Below are 23002 nucleotides of genomic sequence, written 5' to 3'. Positions count from 1 at the left end.
GGTAGATCCGGTTCGTTGTCTTTATTCCCCTTGAAAAGGTTCGGGGAGGTGGTCCTGTTGGGTCGTTGGGCAGCTTGGTTCGTTGGGCAATTCTCGCATTATCGCGCCGTTCACTGGCACATACTCGTCTTCGCTTGGATGATTTACGTATTTAATCATTTCCAAGTTAATGAAAACGAAAACAAATAAATCCGCAGATCAGGATGCACTCCTGGACATTGAAAAAATAGCCACGGAAATGGCCGCCAGTGCGGTCGCTCCTACCGATGCGGTAACATCTGAATCCAAAACCGCCAAGGTTCCTAAAAAGAAAGTGGCAAAACCAGCAGCCGAATCAACTCAGGAAACATCCTTTGACGATACAGCTACAGAACTTATTGCTGAAGGCATTGCCGATAAAGTCGTGATCGTTGCGGATGAGTCTCTGCCAGCAGCCGACGCAGCCGCGCCAGCCGTTGCCGACGCAACAGCCCCCAAAGCGGCTGACCCAAATCAACTGTTATTTTCTGACCTGGCCATTTCGGCAGAACTGTTATCGGCCGTTACGGATATGGGCTTTACAAGCCCGTCGCCTATTCAGGCGGAAGCCATTCCCCCAATTCTGGAAGGTCGCGATGTCATTGGACAGGCACAAACCGGCACCGGTAAAACGGCCGCCTTCGGTATACCTGCCCTTGACCTGATCGACATTCAGGACCGTTCGGTGCAAACACTTATCCTTTGCCCAACACGCGAACTGGCGTTGCAGGTAGCGGAAGAAATTAAGAAACTAGCCAAATACAAGCGGGGCGTTCGGATCGAAGCCATTTATGGGGGCGACTCCATTGAGCGGCAAATCCGGTCACTCAAAAGCGGTGTGCATATTGTTATTGGTACGCCCGGTCGCGTTATGGACCATATGGAACGTAACACACTCAAACTCAACAACGTTAAGATGATGATTCTTGACGAAGCTGATGAGATGCTGGACATGGGCTTCCGTGAAGATATTGAGAGTATTCTGGAAGAGATGCCCGAAGAGCGGCAAACGATTCTGTTCTCGGCAACGATGTCGAAGCCGATCATGCAGATCACCCAGAAATTCCAGAAAGATCCTGTCTTGGTGAAAGTTGTCAAGAAAGAACTGACAAACGTCAACATCGAACAGGTCTATTTTGAAGTAAAAGCGAAAGCAAAAGTGGAAGTAATGTGTCGGTTGATCGACATGTACGACCTCAAACTGATGCTGGTCTTCTGTAATACGAAACGGAAAGTCGACGAGATCGTTGAAGATCTTCAAATCCGGGGCTATCAGGCCGAAGGTTTGCACGGTGACCTGCGTCAGGCACAACGGAACAACGTGATGAGCAAATTCCGGGCCGGTACAACCAACATTCTGGTGGCCACCGACGTAGCAGCCCGTGGTATTGACGTTGATGATGTCGATGCCGTTATCAACTTCGACATTCCCCTCGACGAAGAATATTACGTACACCGGATCGGCCGGACGGGCCGCGCTGGTAAATCGGGCCGGGCCTTCTCGTTTGTTGGCCGCGATGAGAAATATCGTTTCCGCGAAATTCAGACCTATACGAAAGTTAAGGTTGACAAAGGCGTAATTCCTTCCTTCGAAGATATCGTCGGCGTCCGTAAGGCTCGTTTTATTGAGCAACTGCAACAGACGATTCAGGAAAGTAAAGACCTGAACCTGTATGACGACCTACTGACCCAGTTGAACCACGCCGGTTTCTCAACCGAACAGGTTGTAGCTGCCCTGGTGAAACGGAGCATGGGTCTGGAGAAAAACGAGTTTGCTGATCAGAACCTCAATCTGGAAGATGATCGCCGGAATGGTCGCGACAAGTACGCAGACCGTGGCCGGGGTGATGGAGCCGGCCGTTTTGAAGACCGTCGTGGTGGCCGGAGCGACAGTTCATCACGCTTTGGTGACCGTCGTAGCGACGACCGTGGTGCTTCGCGTTTTGGTGATCGTGATGGTGGCCGTAGCGACTCTCGTTTTGGTGATCGCCGGAGCGCTGGCGCTGAACGTCCCCGTTTCAACGACCGCAATGAGGGTGGTGAGCGTAAGCCTTATTTCGAACGCGATGATCAGCGCGCCCCTCGTGAGCGTGATGCCAACATGACTCGTCTGATGGTAAGCATTGGCCGGAAAGATTTCGTTCGTCCAGGTGATATTGTTGGCGCCATTGCTGGCGAAGCAAACATTCCAGGCAGCAGCATCGGTAGCATCGATATCTTCGACAAGTTCACGTATGTTGACGTACCGAAAGATGTAGCCAACCGCGTTGTCGACGCTATGGAAGGTAACACGATCAAAGGTCGCCGGGTTAACATTGAACTAGCCCGCTAATCCTTAGTAGTCTAGCAAAATTAGTTTTAGAAGAGCACAGAGTCGTAAAAAACTCTGTGCTCTTTGTGCTTCCGCTTACGCGGTCCGATGGGATTGACAATTATATGTTGTAAAACGGCCTGAAGAGCCCACTATTCGTCGTAATAGTAGCCGAATATAATGCCCATTTCGTCTTCGCTTGTCAACCCAAAATTGACCGCCTTGCCCGTGGTATTATTGTACGTAATCTCGGAGATAAGGCCCTCCCCTTTTTGCAGTTCAATGGGCGTTTTAAACGTGACAATATCGGGATGCTCCCAATCGGTGGACGTATAAACGACTTCACCATTCCGAGCGCCCCCTAATATTTTGATCACAAATTTTTCACCCAGTTTGTGCATGTGTGAAGTGAGCGTGAGCACCTTACGAGGCTTGTTGAAAGCAAATGATTTGGTCAGCGTCACGCGCCCGTTGGCGGGAATTGTCAGGTTCGTGTTACTCAAATCCAGCGTCTGCACAATTTGCTTTACCTTCGACTTGTCGATTGTGTACAGATTAATCTGGGCTTCTCCCTTCATAACCGTCGTCGTTTTATTGACGAAATGGGAGTTAAGGTCGAGCGAAGCCCCTGCCGGGATCAGCAACGCAGCTCCTTCGGGAAAAACATAGTCCTGATATTGCGCCTGTGATCCCGCCAGATACACGTGGTTGGACATCGTTAGAGCCGTCAATATATTTAGAGAATTATCAGGGTTGCGTAGATCACGAATGTCGTTCAGATTCGGCAGCGCCGTTTTACTTCGAAAATCGTAGGCAACGAAATGGTGGCTGCCGCTCCGCATTTTCGTTTCATACCGATTCACGTAAACATCCTGCGTATTACCGACCATCCGCCGGGTAAATAACTCCCGTTCAAAGTTGGGCTGGATATCAAACGCCGGAACAGCCATCTGAAAGCCCGTTCCGGCAGCGGGCACCGTTAGTGGCTCATAGGCCGTTGTCGTTACTGTTTTATCGTCCAGCAAAGTGGCCTCGGCTATTGTCCCGGTCTTAGGCGCACCGGCATCAATCCACCGCCTGACAAATTCTATTTGACCATCAGACAGCAAAACGCCCCCCAACGGCATCGGATTGCCGTATTGTTTGCCCGAATGATGGCTGGCCGTAGTGGTCAGTTTGTGGTAGAGCAGACTTTCCAGCGAGGCAAAGGCTTTCACCCGTTTCAATCCGTCGGCTTTCGCATCGCTGTTTTTCGGATCAACACCAACCAGATTCTGATACGCTACCCCGTCGGCCAGCACAAGTCCATGCTGAAAGAACGTAGCATCTTTTTCGGACAAATGGCAACCCGATGTCGCGCAGGTCGGCGTCAGAATTTTTTGCTGAATCAGGTCGAACGATGACGTGGCAGCCGGTGCCTCTGGCTCAGTGCTGCTTTTCGTACAGGAAATTGTATGCAGCGATAGAGCCAGCACGCCAATGGGCAGGCCTAATCGGGTATAAGTCAGGAAGTTCATGTGTGCTAGGCGGGCAAAAAAGCCGTTGAAAGATACTATAATTTGCCCGCTATTCCGTCAAAAACGAAGGATAAAATCCTGCTTCGGCTGCTCCCGCCGAAAGAAGACCAGCCCTACCCAGAACAAATCGACTGTGACGCTGACGGACGGGTGCGCTTTGATGTACGCCCATGCCTGCTCCATTTCATCCGACCAGTGAATGTCGTCAAAAACAAATACCGTATCGTTGTGAATAGTAGCCAAACAGGTTTCAAAATAACGAACTGTGGGTTCGTAGCGATGATTGGCGTCGAAGAAAACAAAATCAACTGACTCGAGGGCCGAAAGTTGAGGGGCAAGTGTCTCATCCAGATTACCCACCACAATCGCTACATTCTGAATGGCCAGCTGCCCAAAATTCTGACGCGCCACTGCCGCCGTTTCGGGGCATCCTTCAAACGTGAGCACATGGCCACCATAGGGCTTGGTCGCTTCGGCCATGTAGGCCGTTGTCATACCCAGAGATGTCCCCAAATCCACGATGGTTTTGGCCTCAAATCGCTGGATGAGCCGAAATAGTAGTCGGCCAAAACGGGCTGTTTTTTGTGAATTACGTGCAATATCACCTACGGTACGCTGCCGGGACTCGTTCACTTTCGATCCTGCTCCATAGTCAGCAATGGTGATAAGCCGGCGGCTTTTACGAAGTTCGTTACGCAGAGTCCTTATAGGGGCGAACAAGGCTTTCGAGCCGGTTTTCGCCCGAATAACCTGTGTATATAACGCAAACAGAAAAGGAGAATGAAGCGCGTGTTCGTCGCGGGCGCGACTCAGATACCGAAAATAAGCAAGCAGCAAGAATGAATCAATTTAACTTATAAGGCACAACCATCGTGAACTCAGGAATACTGACCCGTAGTTGTTTGCCGTCAATAATACGTTCGACGAGGTAGGTACCGGCCATTTTCCCAATGCTCGAACGCAGATTACAGCCCGATACATATTCGTGGACCTCCCCCGGTTCCAGCACCGGCTGCAGCCCGACAACGCCTTCTCCTTCGACCTCCCGAACGGTGCCATTGGAGTCGAAAATTAACCAATGACGCCGGAGCAACTGAATGGTGTAGTCGCTCGCGTTTTCGATGGTAATCCGATAAGTAAAAACATAATGCGCCTGGAGCGGACTAGAGTAATCAGCCTGATACTCTGTCTTCACGCTAACTTTTACGCCTTCTGTGACTGACGAAACCATAAATTAGTGTCGTTTTGCAACCTTACAACGAAAATTAGGTTTATTAGTTTTGTTACGCAAGGTCCGCTCTCAATTTTTTTTTCGGGAGGGGATTCTGGCGTTTGTAGGCCTATAATGCCTAAACACTCTTATCAGTTCCTTCATGAATGTATCTATTGCCGAATCCTGGCAAAATCGGCTTCAATCCGAATTCGACAAACCTTATTTTGCCGAATTAGCCCAATTTCTGCGACACGAATACAGTACGCAACGTATTTTCCCTCCCGGTGCACTGATGTTCAACGCCTTCAATAAATGCAGTTTTGATGATACCCGCGTTGTCATTCTTGGACAGGACCCTTATCATGGCGAAGGGCAGGCCAATGGTCTGGCTTTTTCGGTGGCGGATGGCATCACGAAGCCGCCGTCGCTGGTCAATATTTTTAAGGAAATTCAGGATGACCTGGGCAAACCGATTCCTAAATCAGGCAATCTGGAACGCTGGGCCAGCCAGGGAGTGATGCTGCTGAATGCAACATTGACCGTACGGGCCGGTCAGGCGGGTTCGCATCAGGGAAAAGGATGGGAAACATTTACCGATGCGGTAATCAAACTCATTTCGGACGAAAAACAGCACGTCGTTTTTATGCTTTGGGGGGCTTATGCTCAGAAAAAAGGAGCTATTATAGATGGCAAGAAACACCTGGTTCTAAAAGCCAAACACCCTTCGCCCATGGCCGCCAACTACGGCGGCTGGTTCGGCAACAAGCACTTCAGTCAGGCAAATGCGTATCTGGAAAGTAAAGGATTGCCACCCGTGGAATGGTAAAAAGCAGGGTGCCAGGAGTAGGGAGCTACGATTAGCTACACCCTTCTCCTGGCACCCTGCTTTTTAATCAATCGTTCTGAACAGGCGATTCCAGCGGATTTTATTCCAGGCATTGGCCGGATTTGGGTCCAGCGACATCCAGACGAACACGGCCTTTCCCACGATATGATCTTCGGGAACAAAGCCCCAGAAGCGTGAATCGAGCGAATTATCGCGGTTATCGCCCATCATAAAGTAATAATCCTGCTTGAAGGTGTACGACTTGATCGGCTGGCCGCCAATTTTAATTTGTTCGGGCGCAACCTCTACCTTTTCGTTACCTTCATACAACTGAATGACCGGTCCATAAAGTGCAATGGCTTGGGCGCTGAGTTGAATGGTTGCGCCTTTCTTTGGAATCGTGATCGGACCGAAGTTATCATGATTCCACTTGAACGTTGGCGTACCGTAGATCATTGGCGACATTTCTCCCGGCTTATCAGACATGGGCTCAATGCCTTTCACAAAATCAAAGCTTTTGAATTTAGCAATGACGTCCTGTGTGGTATTGACGCTATAACCCACCATGACCGAGGTTTTAGTCGAATCGTTGTATTGCTCCAGCGGCTTCCAGTTCTCGGTTGGCTGACTTGGGTCGCGGTAATCATTTACGATGTCGTACTTACGGAAAAATGTCGCGTCGAGGACTTCGGTTGTTTTAATAAAATATTTCTGCTCCGAACGGGGTGGCGTTGGAAATGGCTTTCCATTGATGAGCACCTCACGTTGTCGAACTTCAAGCACATCGCCGGGAATACCGATACACCGCTTGATGTAGTTCGTTTTCAGATCAACCGGGTAGTCGATATTGTCGTTCAGGTATTTAGGCGGTACGTTAAACACGACCACATCCCCATTTTTTACGTGAGTGAAACCTGGCAGCCTGTAGGAAGGCAATTGAATGGCCGTGCTGTAGGATGGAATGTCCGTTCCCCATATTTTCTGATGAGTCAGCGGTACCTGCAACGGTGTACGGGGAGTACGGGTGCCATAATGCAACTTGCTCACAAACAGGAAGTCGCCTACCATCAGGCTGTTTTCCATCGACGGCGTTGGAATCGTGAAGGCTTCCATAAACAACCAGCGAATGAGCGTGGCCGCGACAACGGCAAACAGAACGGAATCGAACCATTCCCGAATGGGCGATTTCCTGGCTTTAGCCGGTCTAGTTTCGGCCTTCGTTTGAGTTACTGACACGTTTACTGAATGATGAATTATGAATGATAAATTATGAACGAGTTGTCGGACGATAGCTGATTGGCTACGAAATTACGAAGATGAACTGGTTTTTAGTTAACCGCTCATCATTCAATTCCCCAGCAGATCATCCATCCCGAATATACCCTCACGACCAACGAGCCACTCAGCCGCTACGACAGCGCCTAAAGCAAAGCCCTGCCGACTGTGTGCCACGTGAGAGATCTCAATCTGGTCAACGTCAGAATCGTAGCGAACCGTATGTGTACCCGGCACCGTTCCTTCACGAAATGATTGGATTTCGATGGCATCTTCGCCTACGGGATGTGGCTCATGACCCGCTTCGTTGCTAACCCAACGGCGTTTGCTGGCTAGCTGCTCCATAACCCCTTCGGCCAGCGTAATGGCGGTTCCGCTGGGTGCGTCTTTCTTTTCGGTATGGTGAATTTCGGTCATCGACACGTGATAGGACGGGTAGTTCCGCATAAACTGCGCCAGGACTTTGTTGAGTCGAAAAAACAGATTAACCCCAATGCTATAATTGGACGCATAAAAGAACGCGCCTTTTCTGGTTTTGCAAAGTTCTTCGATATCAGCCCGACGGTTCAACCAGCCGGTTGTGCCACAGACGACCGGCCAGCCCCGCTCCAGGCAATACGTGATGTTTTCGGCTGCCGCTTCGGGCGAGCTGAATTCTATAACGACGTCGACGGCATCGGCGGCAAGATTCGTTAACTCAGCGTGGTTGTGGCCGGGGCCGTCCCCACGGTCAATTCGGGCGGCAATCTGGTGTCCTCGCTCAAGCAAAAGCTGCTCGATCGTTTTGCCCATTTTGCCATAGCCCAGCAGAAGAATATTCACTTAGGTTTGTGGTTTGTGGTTTGTAGTCTGTAGTTTGTGGTTTGTCGTTGGCTGACCGCACCGGCGGACCGGCGAAAGCAACTGACGCGTCAGCCAACGACAAACCACAAACTACAAACCGTAAACCCAGTCATTTAAACGTAAACGCCACCCGAACCGCCGGAATAAAACCCATCCCAGGGGCAGGCAGCACATTGGGTTCGACGGTCATCGAAATGTCGTCGGTTAAATCGAACGTCTTTAAGTGAGCGGCCACATTGGCTTCAATGATATTGACGGCCCACAAAACACCCGACAAAAGCAGGTTCAAATCCCGATAACGCCGGAACGTGTCATAGGCGTTTTTAGCGTTAGCCGTTGTTCGAAAAACAACTTTATTATCGTTGAATGGGCTTACTCCAATTAATACCTCTTCTACTTTAACGTACTGATCCGGCGTGTTAATTATAGGCCCTCTAATACTTGGATATAGGGTCGAATCTAGTCCAGCAGAAAATCCATCGCCTACTTTATCGCCATAAAGCAACCGTCGGTAGCCGGTTTCGGCTTGTTTAGCCAGGCCTCTGTATTTGACGAATAGATAGCCCATTACGCCAAAGCCAACGTAGATAAATGGTATTTTATAATATTGTCGATTATAGGCCTGCCCTAAACCAGGCAACACCAACGACCGCATCGTCGCCTTTTTAGGAATGATCTTGTGGATTTTAGCTTCCTGCCGGGCCGATACCTGAACCGTGTCGGGCGTATCGAGTGAGGTCGAATCATCGTCCGTCAGCACGGATTTTCCAACCTGAATCTGAACACCGTTACGGCGAATGGTCGACGGAATGGTGTCAAAGGCTGACTCCCCTTTTCGGGTGGAATCAACAGCGGCTGGCGTTGGAGCCGGACGAATAGCCGGACGTTGCGCAAACGCGGTAGCGATGGGCAAGCACAACAGCAGGATGTTTATAAGTAAGAAGAAAGACTGCTTCATGCCCAAACAACGGCCCGTGACCTCTTTTTCGGGCCGTTCGTTCACCATTTAAGGTAATTTAACAGAGTTATGCTTGTGAGTTCAGCACTTCCAGGATTTTGGCTAATTCTTCCTGAGAGGTAAACGGAATCTTTATTTCACCTTTGTGCTTTTCATCGGCTTTGATCGACACGCGCGTACCGAACATAGACGACAGTTTAAACTGGAGGCTTCGCATCTCCTGTTTGGGCAGGGTAACGCTACGGGTTGGCGCCAACTCGCTGGCGTCGTCCGATAAATTCCGAACCGCTTCTTCAACCTTCCGAACCGACCATTCTTCATCCACAGCCCGGGTAAAGAGCCGTATTTGTGTCTCCGGGTTTTCGATATTGATAATGGCACGAGCATGGCCCATCGAAATCCGATTGTCGCGCAACGACGCCTGAATAACGGGCGGGAGCTTCAGCAACCGGATATAGTTGTTGACCGTCGTCCGGTTTTTACCGACGCGTTCACCCAGCTCTTCCTGCTTCAGGCTACATTCGGTAATGAGCCGCTGGTAGCTGAGGGCAATTTCTATCGCATTCAGGTTTTCGCGCTGAATGTTCTCGATCAGCGCCATTTCCAGCATTTGCTGGTCATTGGCCGTCCGGACATAGGCTGGAATATGGCTTAGGCCAACAATTTTGGATGCCTGCAAACGCCGTTCACCCGCAATAAGCTGATACCGTTCCTTGCCTAATTGCCGAACCGTAATGGGCTGAATGATTCCCTGCGTCCGGATCGAGTCAGCCAGTTCCAGAAGGGCTTCTTCATCGAAACGGGTTCGAGGCTGAAATGGGTTTGTTTCAATCAACGACAAACTGATTTCAGTCATCGTACCGATCGACTCAAATGGGGACGGTTTCGACTGCCGACTGACCGACTCACTGTCGTGCAACAAGGCACCCAAGCCACGGCCCAATCCTATCATCTTCTTATTCGGTGCTTTGGTGTTGTCCATAAGACAAGTACGTATGATGTATGGTGTATGATGTATGATAGAGAACGAACGCTTAGAATCAGATCATTCTATATCATGCAGCCTGTGCCATACATACTTGATTTAAGCTTCCTGCGGCATCATGCCATTCTTAATCAGAATTTCGCGAGCCAGATTCAGGTAACTGACGGCTCCTTTGCTGTCGGCATCCTGCGCCAGGGCAGGTACGCCAAAGCTGGGCGATTCGCTCAGCCGAATATTACGCGGAATGATGGTACTAAAAACCATTTGCTGGAAATGGCTCGTTACCTCACCAACGACCTGATTGGATAGCCGGACGCGCAGGTCGTACATCGTCAGCAAAATACCCTCAATCGCCAAATGCGTATTGAGCCTCGATTGAATGATCTTGATGGTATTGAGCAACTTACCCAGCCCTTCCAGCGCGAAGTATTCGCACTGAACCGGAATGATGACCGAATCGGCCGCTGTCAGGCTATTGATCGTGATCAGACCAAGTGATGGCGAGCAGTCGATGATAATGAAATCGTAGTCGTCGCGAATGCTGTCGAGCGTCGTTTTCATTTTATCCTCCCGATTCTGGAGGTTGATCATCTCTATTTCGGCCCCAACGAGGTCGATATGCGATGGCAGCAAGTCCAGATTCGGAAAGTCCGTCTGAATAATAGCATCCTGAGGGCGAACGCCCTCAACCATACATTCGTAAATACTGTTCTCGATTTCTTTCGGATTGTAGCCAAGCCCAGACGTGGAATTCGCCTGTGGGTCAGCGTCGACAATGAGCGTCTGAAATTCGAGGGCGGCCAAACTGGCGGCCAGGTTGATAGTTGTTGTGGTTTTACCGACGCCCCCTTTTTGGTTGGCGATAGCAATGACTTTACCCATGGGTCTGTGCGATGCAGGTTCAAAGATGCCGGTTAGTTTTCACGAAAGCAAGAACTGTTTCACGGAATGTTTCACAAAAAGTAAAGAGCGAAAGAGTGAAAGAGCGAAAGAGCGCCTAAACTTGACTCCACTTTTTCGCTCTTTCACTCTTTCGCTCTTTACTTTTTAGTCAGCCCAGACCTTTGTGCCTTCCGTGCAGTTGCGGCACATGTCGATTTCGGAACGTGACCGGAGTAAGGTTTGGCGGAAATCGGTATAAGCTGCTCCTTGCCAGAGATCGGCGAAGGATTCGGTCTGAAGGTCGCCGAGTCGATGGTGGGCGTCTTTATCGAAGCAGCAGGGAACCACGAGGCCATCCCAGGTAATGACGCAGGAATGCCACATCTTCCAGCAGTGGTCGCCAAAGCCATTTTTGATCCGATAGGTCCCGTCGGCTTGGGGCGCATACCGGCTGTATTTATCCAGGGTTGGTATCAGGTCGGAGCCGTGTTCGTACTCGTAAATCTGCGCCGTTTTTAAGCCTACTTCATCCACACCCAATTCGCGGGCCAGTTTGTTGACTTCAGCAATCTGGTGTTCGTTGGGCTTCACAACCAGAAACTGAAAGACCACATGCGGGGTGCGCGACTTGAGTTCTTTTTTCCAGCGAATGATATTCTTCGTGCCCTCAAGCACTTTCTCCAGTTTCCCGCCTACCCGATATTGCTCATACACTTCCTGCGTAGTGCCATCAATCGATATAATCAGGCGATCCAGGCCCGATTCCACTGTCTTACGGGCATTGGCATCGGTCAGGTAATGGGCATTGGTACTGGTCGCCGTATAGATATTACGCTCGGTAGCATAGCGTACCAATTCCAGAAACTGAGGATGCAGGTACGGTTCGCCCTGAAAGTAGAAAATCAGGTAAAGCAGCGTTTCATGCAACTCGTCGATGGTGCGTTTATAAAGATCTTCGCCGAGCATGCCCGTCGGGCGGGTGAATGACCGTAATCCGCTGGGGCATTCCGGGCAACGCAGGTTGCAGGAAGTCGTGGGCTCGAACGAGACCGACATGGGTAAGCCCCGGTGCGTGGCTTTACCGGTTCGCCGGGACTCATAATAACTATACACCACCTTCAGCGCATTGGCGATGCGCTTGGGCGTTAGTTTGGAAGCGAAGTTGAGACCGTCGAGTAGGTTGCGATTCATGGAGTAAAGGTACGGTCAACTTTTCACCGAAACACCTTTTTCAAGTCAATCGAAATACCATTGGTTGGGTCGGTGAGAATGTCGTTATGAAAGACTAACTCTTCGTCGCCGGGTAACAGCACGAACACAACCGTAGCATTGGCTGCACGAGCCAGTATGATTTAACCCCTGTCGAAAAAAACAATAGCGACTTTTCAATTAATTCAGTTACTGATTGAGAGGGCTATAGAATTTCGACCACCGTCAAGGGTATGCGAGCAACCTTAATTTCGTCTTTTGTCCAGTTAGGTGGTTGCGTAGGAAAAATGCTTAAATCAGGAACAGTCGGCGGATTTGGACTTTGCAACGTTACTTCGCTACCAATGGTAAACTGGTTTTCATAACCGTTTAGCAACTGCTGTGAAATTCTGGCCTGAATTACGTCGTGATTAAAACTAGGCATAGGTTTACCTCTTTCCATTTCGTAATCTGTCAGGGCGGACTGCTCAACAACTGCTTCCATTTTGTTGACTGATTTAATTTCTTTAAATATACCAAAAGCATCCGTGCGGCCAATCTATATCCGTTCGTAAATCTGACAGCCTGCTTCCTCAAAGACCACGTTTCCAGCCACAAGACCCGAACCTGTTTTTGGTAAATCGCCGGTCATACTGGCCACAAAGGTATATCCGGTTGGTTCTGTATGCGTCCAGACAATGTAGCTTTTGCCATCCATCGGGCCAACCAGCCAGCGGGTTTCTTTACCAACGATAGCTGGCCAGATGCTTTCCGCAAAGACGCGCATCCGACCGATAGCGGCAAATTGTTCGGCATTTTGCCCCCAGACAAACGGACCATGCGTCACCTTGTCGGGCTGGCGGTCGTCTTCAATCTGAAAAACATAGAGTTTGGTGTACTCTTCGTTGAGTCCCCGTTTTTCGTGCAGATTCCGCACTTCAAAACCCAGTCCGACATAGCTGGGCATGTCGGTCAGAAACAGCGCCGTGAAATAGCGAAATAGATTGCCGGTGCGATAAAACTCATCGAAACGCGGGTCATCCTTATCGGCCGTCATTACCGTAAAGTTGGGCGCAAACCGACGTGTTTTAAGGTGGTCGGCATAAGCCGTAAACTGTCGCCTGAATTCCGGCGAACCAACTACCAGCGATTGTAGATCGCCCAGCGTCGAATCGGCCTCGATGGCTTCCAGATGATCGAGTTCGTCGCCATACCCCATTGTATCGGGCGGAGCCAGAAAGGTTTCGGCAAAAAACGCATAGTACGGAACGCCACTCGCCTGTACATATTTTTTTATGGCCTGCAAGGGATCATAAAACGCATCGGGATTAGCCGGAACACCGGTTGGCCGAAGCTGCACGTGGGCCATATCGCCCCGCATAAAATCGAAGTTATATTTCTGCTGGCAATCTCTCACGTTTCGGCAGATGTAGCTCCAGGCAGGCAGATTGGGCCGATCAAAGTCAAGTTCCCAGTTCTGGTTATTGTCCTTCGATTCGTAGAAACGGTACCGCGCCAGCGGCCCGAACACCCGCGACATTTGCTGAGGTTTATCGAACGCATATTGATACCAGATTTGCCCAAAATCGTCCGTCGTGTAGTCATCCGCATCGATGTGTAAACCACGGTATGGGGGCGCCATCGTCATAGGCAATGTCTCAAGCCCCTGCGCGGTGAGGTGCCTAATCAGGCCCAGTCGTCGGGTCAGGCGTCCGTTATAATCGTTCGGCAATCCAAATAGGATTCGCTGGCGCTGGTCATCAGTCAGTCCAGGCACGCCAATCGTCGGCGTTGTCGCGAAGAACGCGTCTTTTGTGAAGGTTAAGGGCGTTCCGTCGGCGGCACCCCGAAACTTAAGAAATTGCCAGATCGCTTCTTCTACATAGCGATAGACCAGGCTGGAATGATCCAGTAACGTGGTCGGGTTGCCTCCTTTCTCATCGCGCTGCACCCATTCGAATAACGAAGGCGATGCCAGTACCATCTCCGAAAAGCGATCCGTATGCGGAATCACATCCATACCAACGGTCCGGCCCATGGCGTGAAGCAGGTTGGTCACGACCTTCAACTGTTTTTCGACGGAGTCGAGACCGGGTACAAACCGGGCCAGCTCGACATCAAAAAACTCCGGGTTGATTTGCCAGCTCACCATCCCGTATAAACTCCCCACCACACCCGGCTCCCAGATGGGTAATAAATGAATGCTGTCGTGACTGGCGGGCAAAGTCAGTACGTATGTAATCACTTTCCAGAAAGAACCAAGCGTACGAACATTCACCCCAACCATGTTGCTGCGTTTCAGCCACGAACCATCCGAGTAAATCTGGGCGGGACTATCCAGCGTCTCGATCGGGTCCAGTGCCCGGCGAATCGTCTCATAGCCAAGTCGTTTGTGCAGAATTTCCAGCGTTTGATACACCGAAAACTGCACAGCCGTTTGCGGTAACAGGTTGGCTATAAACGACAACCGGCCCGATTGATAGGCATCTGAATAGGCAGCGTAGTGCTGATACCAGTCGGCTTGGAGCGTTTCGATGGAGGTTGACATAGGACAAATGTAAAACGGTTTTGGGAAAACCAAACACGTCCTCTTTTGTGTAAAAAGAACACAGAGCACGTCGTTACACCCTGTTCATCCCAGCGCTAGAACCTCTCGTAGACGCTGGTGCTACACGCCACAATAGCAGGCCTGAAGAAGGGTAAACACCCGCCTATTGGGCGGCCTGTCAATAAGTTCGCAACACTTTCAGCTTGTGGTTTTTATTGATCCGAATATGAGGATTACTAATGATGTGGAACAGGGCCCCGCTCAGGACTAATGTCCCAACAACGGGTAACGTGTTGCTGTAAAATCCCCGGTTGTTAACTACATCGGCCAACAGATAAACGCCCCCAGCGATGGGGAAAAGCGTTCCGGCCGCTGTAACAAACGGTATTCGGCGATGCAGATACACGGTCTGAACATCGTCGAAGCGGAAAGTTACCGGTTCATCCCGATTCATGACCTGATTGGCCATCAGGACACTGAACGTGCTATCCGTTACATCATAAAGCTCTTCCCGGTATTTTTCGCCCCCTGATTTGAAATGCAGTTCATCGCCCACAAAAAACCGATAGCGCTGGAAGCCCCCAAGTAAATGGTTTACGTCGAGGGCCAGGTAGCGGGATGGCCGCAATTGAGCTGCGTAGGCCGTGCCTTTGCGTTGAAGGAGTTGTTCAGTGGTGAGGGTATCCTGTGGTTGAGCAATGGCGTATTGGCCTATCAGGACAAAAACCACCATAAATAGACGTTGGGGGAATGACTTCATAACCTATGTGCGTGAATGAATCTACGGTCAATAACAGTATATTTTACGGAGTGGCCCCATTTTTTAGAAAAATTTAACCCATTCCCCAAGTGTTGGCTAATTTGCGGCCATGATTACCGCAAACCAACTCCGACTATTTACTGAGCAAATTTTCCTGGCTATTGGCTGCTCCGAAACGGATGCCCGCCTGGCGGCTGATGTCCTCGTTAGTGCCGATCTGCGGGGTGTCGACTCGCACGGCGTAGCGCGTCTGCCAGGCTATATACGACTTTATGACAACGGTCGCATCAATTCACAACCCCATATTCGGGTCGTTCACGAAACGCCATCAACAGCGGTTGTCGACGGCGACCGTGGCCTGGGCCTTGTGGTCGGGCCCTGGGCTATGCAGATAGCTATCGAGAAAGCTCGCGTGGCCGGAACAGGCTGGGTGGCCGTGCGCAACTCCAACCATTTTGGCATTGCGGGCTATCATGCGCTGCTGGCTGCTGAACATGACATGATCGGGCAGGCAATGACCCATGCCGCCCCGTTGGTAGCACCCACGTTTTCATTAGACAAACTCCTGGGTACGAATCCAATAGCCGTCGCTATCCCGGCCGCTACCGAGCCGACTTTTCTGGCCGATTTTGCGTCGACAGCGGTGGCGTATGGCAAACTCGAAATCCTCCAACGCAAGGGACAGGATGTGCCTCTGGGCTGGGCGCAGGATGCCGAAGGCCAGCCAACGACGGATGCCAACGCCATTCGAAATGGTGGAGCATTACTTCCGCTCGGCACCGACCGCGAACATGGTTCGCATAAGGGCTATGGCCTGGGTGCCATTGTCGATATTTTTTCGGGCGTATTGTCGGGGGCAAACTATGGCCCCTGGGTTCCACCGTTTGCGACGGCAGGCTTTATGCAGGCTAATGAAGGTGTTGGTGCGGGAACTGGCCATTTTTTCGGGGCCATGCGCATTGATGCGTTTCGGCCTGCCAACGAGTTTAAAACGCATATGGATACCTGGATTCAACGCTTCCGGCAAGCCAAAGCGATCGAGGGAAAACAGGTATTAATTCCCGGCGATCCCGAACGGGAAATGGAAGCCGAACGGCTCGAAAACGGCATTCCCGTTGTAGAACCCGTACTGAAAAGTCTGGAGGAACTCGGTGAGCGCTTTGGCATTAAGTTGTAATTCAATCACCTCTTACACAAACTCCAGCAGATGAAGTACCGAAAACTGGGTAAAACAGGCTTTACCATTTCCGAAATCAGCCTGGGCACCTGGCAGGTCGGTGGCAAATGGGGCGATCCGTTCAGCCACGACAACGCCGACCAGATTCTGAATGCGGCCGTCGATGCGGGTATTAACTTTATTGATACCGCCGATGTATATGGCGACGGGGAAAGTGAGAAAGCCGTCGGCCGGCTCGTTCGGTCACGATCCGAACGGATTTATGTCGCTACCAAGTGCGGTCGTCGGCTGCAACCGCACACCAATGAAGCGTATCAACCCAAGGTACTGCGTGCTTTTGTGGAGGATAGTCTGCGCAATATGGGACTGGAAACTCTTGACCTTATTCAGTTGCATTGCCCGCCAACCGACGTCTTTTACCGGACCGACATCTTTGCCGAATTCGACCGACTAAAAGAGGAAGGAAAAATCCAGCATCTTGGCGTCAGCGTCGAGAAAGTGGAGGAGGCTCTAAAAGTAATTGAGTTTCCAAACGTGACGACGGTACAAATCATCTTTAACATGTTTCGGCAACGCCCCGCTGAGTTGTTCTTTACCGAAGCCCTTCGGCGGAATGTAGGCGTCATTGTGCGCGTGCCGCTGGCCAGTGGGTTGCTCACCGGCAAGTTCAGGCCTGATTCGACCTTTTCGGCCAATGATCACCGGAATTTCAATCGGGAGGGAGCCGCTTTCGATAAGGGAGAAACCTTCTCCGGGGTAAATTATGAAACAGGTCTGGCAGCCGTCGATGAGCTAAGGGCCGTTTTTCCCGATGATACCAACCTGGCGCCGGATGCCCTGCGCTGGATTCTAGCCTTCGATGCGGTGAGCTGCATTATTCCCGGCGCATCGAAATCGGAACACCTGACCTCCAATCTTCAAGCTATTGATCGGCCCGCACCATCCGCCGAACAAATGGCAGCCGTGAAAAAAATCTACGACGAACGAATTAAAAACCCGGTTCATTATTTGTGGTAACGAATGGGGCTGGCATGCCTACCAGCCCCATTCAACTTTGGCTTTATTTACCCAGAAAAATCTGGAAGCCAATACTTAGCGACAGGTATTTTGAGGTTGACGTGATGTTCTCAATCGGATTTCCAGAGCCATCATACCCCGGACTACCATTATCAAATCGTGTCCATATATAATTCAGGCCGACATTAATGGCGACCGAACGATTGATAAAATAAGCAACGCCAACAGTTGGCGATACAGTCGATGTAAATCCATTGCTTTTAAGCGTCTGATAACCCATATCGGTGCGTTGTCTTGTTGACGAGTAGGCGTAGGAAACACCCACATAAGGCTTTAGCTTATTGCTACCAACATAGTAGCGCACGTAAGGAGACAAACCAATACCCGTACTTCTATTCCGAACATCCCCACCTGGACCAGAATAGTTGTTTGTTGTTAGGCTAAGTGGCACGCCCGTACCAATCAGCAGGTTATTCGCTACAAAGTACCCCGCCGAAGGCGACAAACTTCCGGAAAACGAATTGTACCCATTTTGGGTACTGTACTGAAAATTTCCCACCTGCGCACCAACCATCCAGCGCCCCTTCTCGGTTTGGGCTTTTACCGTCGAGAATCCCAATACAATAAAAGCTAGTGTACATACTATTGACTTCATAAGCACCGATATGTTAATTAGTTGATACAATAGTAAACCACATACTTCGCTTAATACAAAATTTTAGCACTATTTAACAAAAGAAAAGACCCAAATCATGTTGGGTCTTTTTGTAAAAGCTACTCCAGATCTATCTGTTATCGACCCGTCACGGCTTTCTTAAAGGTGCCGTCGGAACCAAACAGCAGGGCAACGCGCTTTTTATCCGTCGTCGTAATGGCGACAAGGTAGTCACCGGACATTTTTTCCTGCACCGCTTTATCGATCTTAGCACCGGCATAGTTCGTATTGATGTACGATGTGATAGCGGCTGGCAGGCTCGACGTGGCTACAGTAGTCACATCCGGGCCTTTGCCGGGACGTGGGTGATTGGCCGAATCAGGCCTGGGCGGTTTTGGATGATTTACAGAATCGCCAGGTGTATGTCTGGGGTGATGCGCCGAGTCGCCGGGAGCATGGTTGGCCGAATCGCGCGGAGCACGGCCGGGTTTACCGTCGGCGACTTTTACGAATGTACCATCGGCCTTGAACAACAATAGCTTAATGGTGCTGCTGACCGTAATTGCCACGGCATAATTTCCCTTATCATCTTTCAGGGCTTCCTTAATGGTTGCTCCAGCATAATTCGTGCTGATATACGTCGTAATAGCGGCTGGCAACGTCGCTACATCTACGACGGTCAGGCTGTGCGGTCCGGTAAGCGAAGTGCTCGCGACGCCACCCGAACGGGCAGAAGCGTCGGCAGTGGATGGGTCAACAGAGTTACGGTTACAGGCATTCAGGCTTAAGACTAAGGCAGCCACGCAACTAAACATAAGCAGTGCTTTCATAAATGTATTAGGTTGGTTTTGTTAAAAAAATGTAAACGGAAACTAAACCCAAAGCAGACTCGTTCCCCGGCAATGTTCACTGTACGTACTAGGTATATCTACCGTTGCAGCCACACAAAAAAAAGTAAGGTAGTCCTCACAAGTAACTAGGTTCTGCAGGTTAGTAAAACTACAGATATTGATTGTGCAGATATTCCGTATACATCGGCCAGGCCAATCAATAATTTGGTAAAAGCGCCTAAGACAGTGCAATTCTTTACATTTACAGTGCTTCCTTTGCATATTATACAGCCAGACATGATTCTGTTTGGCAAATTATTTCTGTTGCCATATATTGTTCTATGAAAAAACAAAAAGCCCGCCAATCGCAATCGCAGACACTCAATGGAATGACTCAATCGCAGGGTCAGGACAATGGCAATTTTTCGTTTAGCGATTATAATACGGAAGATTTTTTTGATGAGATGTTCGCCAGCCAGATGCAGGTAAGGGATGGGTACGTTCCTTTTCAACAACGCGTTGAACAACTCACCCGTGAGGATCTTATTGGGCGACAGCATGCAGCCGAACGGGCGTTGATGAGCATGGGAATTACCTTCAATGTTTACTCAGAAGGCGAAGGAACCGAACGCATCATGCCCATCGATATTATTCCCCGCATCATTGAATCGGCCGAATGGGATCGACTGGAAGCAGGTCTGATTCAGCGCATCAAAGCCATCAACATGTTTCTGGACGATGTGTATAACGAGCAGCGTATCTTGAACGACGGCGTTGTACCGCGCGACCTGATCGAATCCAGCAAATCATTTCTGCCTGCCTGCCTGGGTGTCAGACCGCCTAAAGGTATCTGGTGTCACATTACCGGCACCGACCTCATCCGGGGAGCCGATGGCACCATGATGGTTCTCGAAGACAACCTGCGCTGCCCGTCGGGTGTTTCGTACATGCTCGAAAACCGGGAACTCAACAAACAGACATTCCCGGAAGTTCTGGCCCAGACGGGTGTTAGACCCGTGTCCGATTATCCGACCCGGTTGCTTCAAATGCTTCAGTACATTGCCGACCGGCCCAATCCAACCGTGGTCGTGCTGACACCGGGCATTTATAACTCAGCCTATTTTGAGCATTCATACCTGGCCCAGCAAATGGGCGTCGAACTGGTCGAAGCCCGCGACCTGGTCGTATCCGGTGGTTATGTGAAGATGCGCACGACCAAGGGCTTTCAGATCGTCGATGTCATTTACCGCCGTATCGACGACACATTCCTGGACCCGCAGGCGTTTAATCCGGACTCGATGATTGGCGTTCCCGGCATTTTTGAAGTCTACAAAAAAGGCCGGGTAGCGTTGGCCAATGCACCCGGCACCGGTGTGGCCGATGACAAGGTAATTTACGCCTATGTGCCCCGCATTATTCAGTACTACATGGGCGAAGAAGCGATCATTCCAAACGTGCGGACATACATCTGCCGGGAAGAAGAGGATTGCCAGTATGTAATGGATAACATTGAACAGCTGGTCGTTAAAGAGGCCAACGAAGCAGGCGGGTATGGTATGCTTATTGGGCCAAAAGCCTCGCCGGAAGAGCACGACCTGTTCCGTCAGAAAATCAGAGAGAATCCTCGTAATTATATTGCCCAGCCTACCATTTCGCTCTCCAGAGTTCCCTGTATCGTGGGCGACCACGCTGAAGGTCGACACGTCGATCTGCGCCCATATATTCTATATGGAGATGGCGTAAACGTCATTCCGGGTGGCCTAACCCGGGTAGCCCTTCGCAAGGGCTCTCTCGTGGTGAACTCCTCACAGGGCGGAGGAGGAAAAGATACCTGGGTTTTGTATTGAGGGTTTACGGTTTGTAGTTTGAGGTATACGGTTGGCCGACGCGTCAGTTGCTTTCGCTGGCTTGCTGACGCGTTAGCCAACCGTATACCTCAAACTACAAACCCTACCCTACTGCTCATGGTCCATTATAGTCTGACGGCACCTATCGTATTCGTCTGGAAGATGGCGTTAACGTTCGTAACCGACAACCTCTTTGGGACAGCCTGAAAAATCAACGGGCATGTACGAAACAGGTCGGCGTATTTCTACTATTTTTCTAAAAAAACGCATTCAATAGACTGGGCTTTTATAAAGTTTAAGCAAGGCATTAGTCACTGGCAAATAAGAATACGCTTTTCCCATTTGTTTACGTTTAAGATGCAAATGGACTAATCGTATGCGATTTATTTACAGTCTTAGCCTTTCAGTTTTTTTCTTTAGTTGCATCCTGTTGCCTAACATTAGCCAGGCTACCCACGTGCGGGCAGGGGAAATCACGACCAAACGAATTTCTGCCACCTCCCTGACATACGAAATTACGTTCACGGCCTATTATGATTACACCACCGGCCCAAACGGCGGAAAGATGGCCGCCGACGCAGCTAACGAGTACACCATGTGCTTTGGTGACGGGACTACGGAGGTCGTTAAGCGAAGCGTAATAAAATACATCAACGGCAACACCTCAACCATAAATACCTACAAGACCGTTCATACCTACGCCGGGCCGGGCACCTTCACCATTGGCATTACCGTTGTCAATCGCAATAAGGGAACTATTAATTTACCTCCGCCCGACCTGTCACTAAATATTCCGTTTTTCGTCTCGACAACGATTTACATCAATGCGGCCCTGCTGACCAACTCCACGCCGGTGATGCTCAACCCACCCCTGGACTCGGGACGCGTAGGCCAGAAGTTCTGCCACAATCCGGCCGCCTTCGATGCCGATGGCGATAGCCTCGCCTACCGATTAAGCGTGCCAAAGACGGATCCCCTGGGCAACAGCTGTACAGGACGACCCATCGGCGCCTACCAAGACCCGACCCGCTTCAGCACCGCCCGCGAAGACGGCGGGGCGCCCCCTACCTTCTCGATCAACCCCATCACCGGCGAACTCTGCTGGGATGCCCCCGGTCAGGTAGGCCAATTTAATTTCGCCTTCATTGTCGAAGAGTGGCGCAACGGCGTGCTCATCGGCGAGATCACCCGAGACATGCAGATTGTCGTTGTCGACAGCCCCAACAAACGGCCGCTCATCCAGCCCATCCCGGACCTGTGCGTTCAGGCTGGCACGCTCATCAACCAACCCGTTACGGCCACCGACCCCGACGGACAACGCGTCATCATCTCGGGATTCGGCGGAGTCTTCAATGTGGGACAGGATGGTCAGCCACTGGCCGCTGGCGAACTCATCCAGCCTGCTTATGCCCGACTCATTAACGGAGGAATTACCCAGAACCAGCCCGCCACGGCCACCTTCAGCTGGCAAACTAACTGCAATCAGATTCGGGAGACACCCTACGACGTGACCTTCAAGGTCACCGATGTGCCCCCCAAACCAACGCCCTCGCTGGTCTCCTTCCAGACTTTCCGCATCCGGCTCGTCGGGCCCCCCATCCAGAACCTGACGGCCAGACCCACCGCTACGGCCAATGGCCGCGCTATCCAGCTCAGTTGGAGTCCCTACGCCTGTGGACTACCCGGTACTTACATCGCCATCTATCGCAAAGAGGGCTGCGACGACACACCTCTCCCTCCTTGTATCACTGGCGTTCCAGTGGGCTATACCCGTATCGCCCAGGTGCCCTCCACAGCCACCACCTACACCGACACATCCGCTCTCCGCCGGGGCGTCTCCTATGCCTATCGACTGCTAGCGGTCTACCCTGATCCTAACGGCGGGACTAATGGGGGTGTATCTCTGGCCTCTAATAAGGCCTGCCTCGACCTGCCTCTGCTGGCTCCGGTCATCACCCAGGTCACCGTCGACTCCACCCGTGATCCCAACGGACAGATCACCCTCCGATGGTCACGACCCATCGGGCTCAACCCCGGCGACCTGGGTGCCCCCTACCAGTACCGCATCCAACGAGCCACCGGACTCGACGGCAACACCTACACCCCCATCGCCACCATCAACACCTCCCTCCAACCCGGAGCCCCAGACACC

Annotated in this window: 19 protein-coding genes and 1 pseudogene; 6 read left to right on the top strand and 14 right to left on the bottom strand. The window is 50.9% G+C overall.

The genetic code is table 11. The features are described from left to right. Nucleotides 1–169: 169 nt before the first annotated feature. Nucleotides 170–2350 (top strand): DEAD/DEAH box helicase, encoded by a 2181-nt coding sequence (locus tag ACYVAM_RS15150; RefSeq protein WP_461068377.1) that lies wholly within the window; start codon nt 170–172, stop codon nt 2348–2350. A gap of 131 nt (nt 2351–2481) precedes the next feature. On the opposite strand, the gene ACYVAM_RS15145 is transcribed toward ACYVAM_RS15150, so the two are convergent. From ACYVAM_RS15145 to apaG, 3 genes are read right to left on the bottom strand one after another with little or no spacing between them, the layout of a single operon-like run. Next, nucleotides 2482–3846: a monooxygenase gene (locus ACYVAM_RS15145; RefSeq protein WP_461068375.1), complete on the bottom strand. Its 1365-nt coding sequence runs from the start codon at nt 3844–3846 to the stop codon at nt 2482–2484. Between the two features lie 57 nt (nt 3847–3903). Beyond that, entirely contained in the window at nt 3904–4683 is a 780-nt protein-coding gene (locus ACYVAM_RS15140) for an O-methyltransferase (RefSeq protein ID WP_461068373.1), read from the bottom strand. A 7-nt stretch (nt 4684–4690) separates the two neighbouring features. Beyond that, nucleotides 4691–5077 (bottom strand): Co2+/Mg2+ efflux protein ApaG, encoded by a 387-nt coding sequence (gene apaG / locus ACYVAM_RS15135; protein ID WP_012924864.1) that lies wholly within the window; start codon nt 5075–5077, stop codon nt 4691–4693. 142 nt (nt 5078–5219) lie between these two features. Here apaG and ung point away from each other — a divergent pair, with 142 nt between their 5' ends. Further along, complete coding sequence (ung, locus tag ACYVAM_RS15130) at nt 5220–5885, top strand: uracil-DNA glycosylase (protein ID WP_461068371.1); 666 nt, start codon at nt 5220–5222, stop codon at nt 5883–5885. A 63-nt stretch (nt 5886–5948) separates the two neighbouring features. On the opposite strand, the gene lepB is transcribed toward ung, so the two are convergent. The 9 genes from lepB to ACYVAM_RS15085 all read right to left on the bottom strand — a co-directional run bounded on the left by lepB (nt 5949) and on the right by ACYVAM_RS15085 (nt 15324). After that, a complete protein-coding gene (lepB, locus tag ACYVAM_RS15125) occupies nt 5949–7121 on the bottom strand; it encodes a signal peptidase I (protein ID WP_461068369.1) in 1173 nt (390 codons plus the stop codon). A gap of 111 nt (nt 7122–7232) precedes the next feature. Next, nucleotides 7233–7982 carry a 4-hydroxy-tetrahydrodipicolinate reductase gene (dapB, locus tag ACYVAM_RS15120; RefSeq protein WP_461068367.1) on the bottom strand — a complete coding sequence of 250 codons (750 nt, stop codon included), beginning with the start codon at nt 7980–7982 and terminating at the stop codon, nt 7233–7235. Nucleotides 7983–8112: 130 nt separating this feature from the next. Further along, a complete protein-coding gene (locus tag ACYVAM_RS15115) occupies nt 8113–9009 on the bottom strand; it encodes a DUF5683 domain-containing protein (RefSeq protein ID WP_461068365.1) in 897 nt (298 codons plus the stop codon). A 19-nt stretch (nt 9010–9028) separates the two neighbouring features. Beyond that, on the bottom strand, nt 9029–9943 hold the full coding sequence (locus ACYVAM_RS15110; RefSeq protein ID WP_046375887.1) for a ParB/RepB/Spo0J family partition protein: 915 nt from the start codon (nt 9941–9943) through the stop codon (nt 9029–9031). Between the two features lie 102 nt (nt 9944–10045). Continuing rightward, complete coding sequence (locus ACYVAM_RS15105) at nt 10046–10828, bottom strand: ParA family protein (RefSeq protein WP_041615784.1); 783 nt, start codon at nt 10826–10828, stop codon at nt 10046–10048. A 165-nt stretch (nt 10829–10993) separates the two neighbouring features. After that, on the bottom strand, nt 10994–12019 hold the full coding sequence (locus ACYVAM_RS15100) for an SPASM domain-containing protein (protein ID WP_461068363.1): 1026 nt from the start codon (nt 12017–12019) through the stop codon (nt 10994–10996). Nucleotides 12020–12242: 223 nt separating this feature from the next. After that, on the bottom strand, nt 12243–12521 hold the full coding sequence (locus ACYVAM_RS15095) for a hypothetical protein (RefSeq protein WP_461068361.1): 279 nt from the start codon (nt 12519–12521) through the stop codon (nt 12243–12245). A 54-nt stretch (nt 12522–12575) separates the two neighbouring features. After that, nucleotides 12576–14564 (bottom strand): alpha-amylase family protein, encoded by a 1989-nt coding sequence (locus ACYVAM_RS15090; RefSeq protein ID WP_461068359.1) that lies wholly within the window; start codon nt 14562–14564, stop codon nt 12576–12578. Between the two features lie 178 nt (nt 14565–14742). Then, on the bottom strand, nt 14743–15324 hold the full coding sequence (locus ACYVAM_RS15085) for a hypothetical protein (RefSeq protein ID WP_461068357.1): 582 nt from the start codon (nt 15322–15324) through the stop codon (nt 14743–14745). A 109-nt stretch (nt 15325–15433) separates the two neighbouring features. On the opposite strand from ACYVAM_RS15085, the gene ACYVAM_RS15080 reads away from it, so the two are divergent. After that, nucleotides 15434–16501 carry an Ldh family oxidoreductase gene (locus ACYVAM_RS15080; protein ID WP_461068355.1) on the top strand — a complete coding sequence of 356 codons (1068 nt, stop codon included), beginning with the start codon at nt 15434–15436 and terminating at the stop codon, nt 16499–16501. A 30-nt stretch (nt 16502–16531) separates the two neighbouring features. Further along, nucleotides 16532–17518 (top strand): aldo/keto reductase, encoded by a 987-nt coding sequence (locus ACYVAM_RS15075; protein WP_461068353.1) that lies wholly within the window; start codon nt 16532–16534, stop codon nt 17516–17518. A gap of 43 nt (nt 17519–17561) precedes the next feature. On the opposite strand, the gene ACYVAM_RS15070 is transcribed toward ACYVAM_RS15075, so the two are convergent. Continuing rightward, a complete protein-coding gene (locus ACYVAM_RS15070) occupies nt 17562–18173 on the bottom strand; it encodes an outer membrane beta-barrel protein (RefSeq protein ID WP_461068351.1) in 612 nt (203 codons plus the stop codon). 137 nt (nt 18174–18310) lie between these two features. Next, complete coding sequence (locus ACYVAM_RS15065; RefSeq protein WP_461068349.1) at nt 18311–19003, bottom strand: PepSY-like domain-containing protein; 693 nt, start codon at nt 19001–19003, stop codon at nt 18311–18313. A 341-nt stretch (nt 19004–19344) separates the two neighbouring features. Between ACYVAM_RS15065 and ACYVAM_RS15060 the strand changes: the two genes are divergently transcribed. Both ACYVAM_RS15060 and ACYVAM_RS15055 read left to right on the top strand, forming a co-directional pair. After that, nucleotides 19345–20850 (top strand): circularly permuted type 2 ATP-grasp protein, encoded by a 1506-nt coding sequence (locus ACYVAM_RS15060; protein WP_461068347.1) that lies wholly within the window; start codon nt 19345–19347, stop codon nt 20848–20850. Nucleotides 20851–21280: 430 nt separating this feature from the next. Continuing rightward, nucleotides 21281–23002, top strand: a pseudogene (locus ACYVAM_RS15055) (gliding motility-associated C-terminal domain-containing protein); the annotation flags it as partial.

It is taken from the genome of Spirosoma horti (genome assembly GCF_054776595.1).
This window is presented reverse-complemented; position numbering and strand designations above follow the sequence as displayed.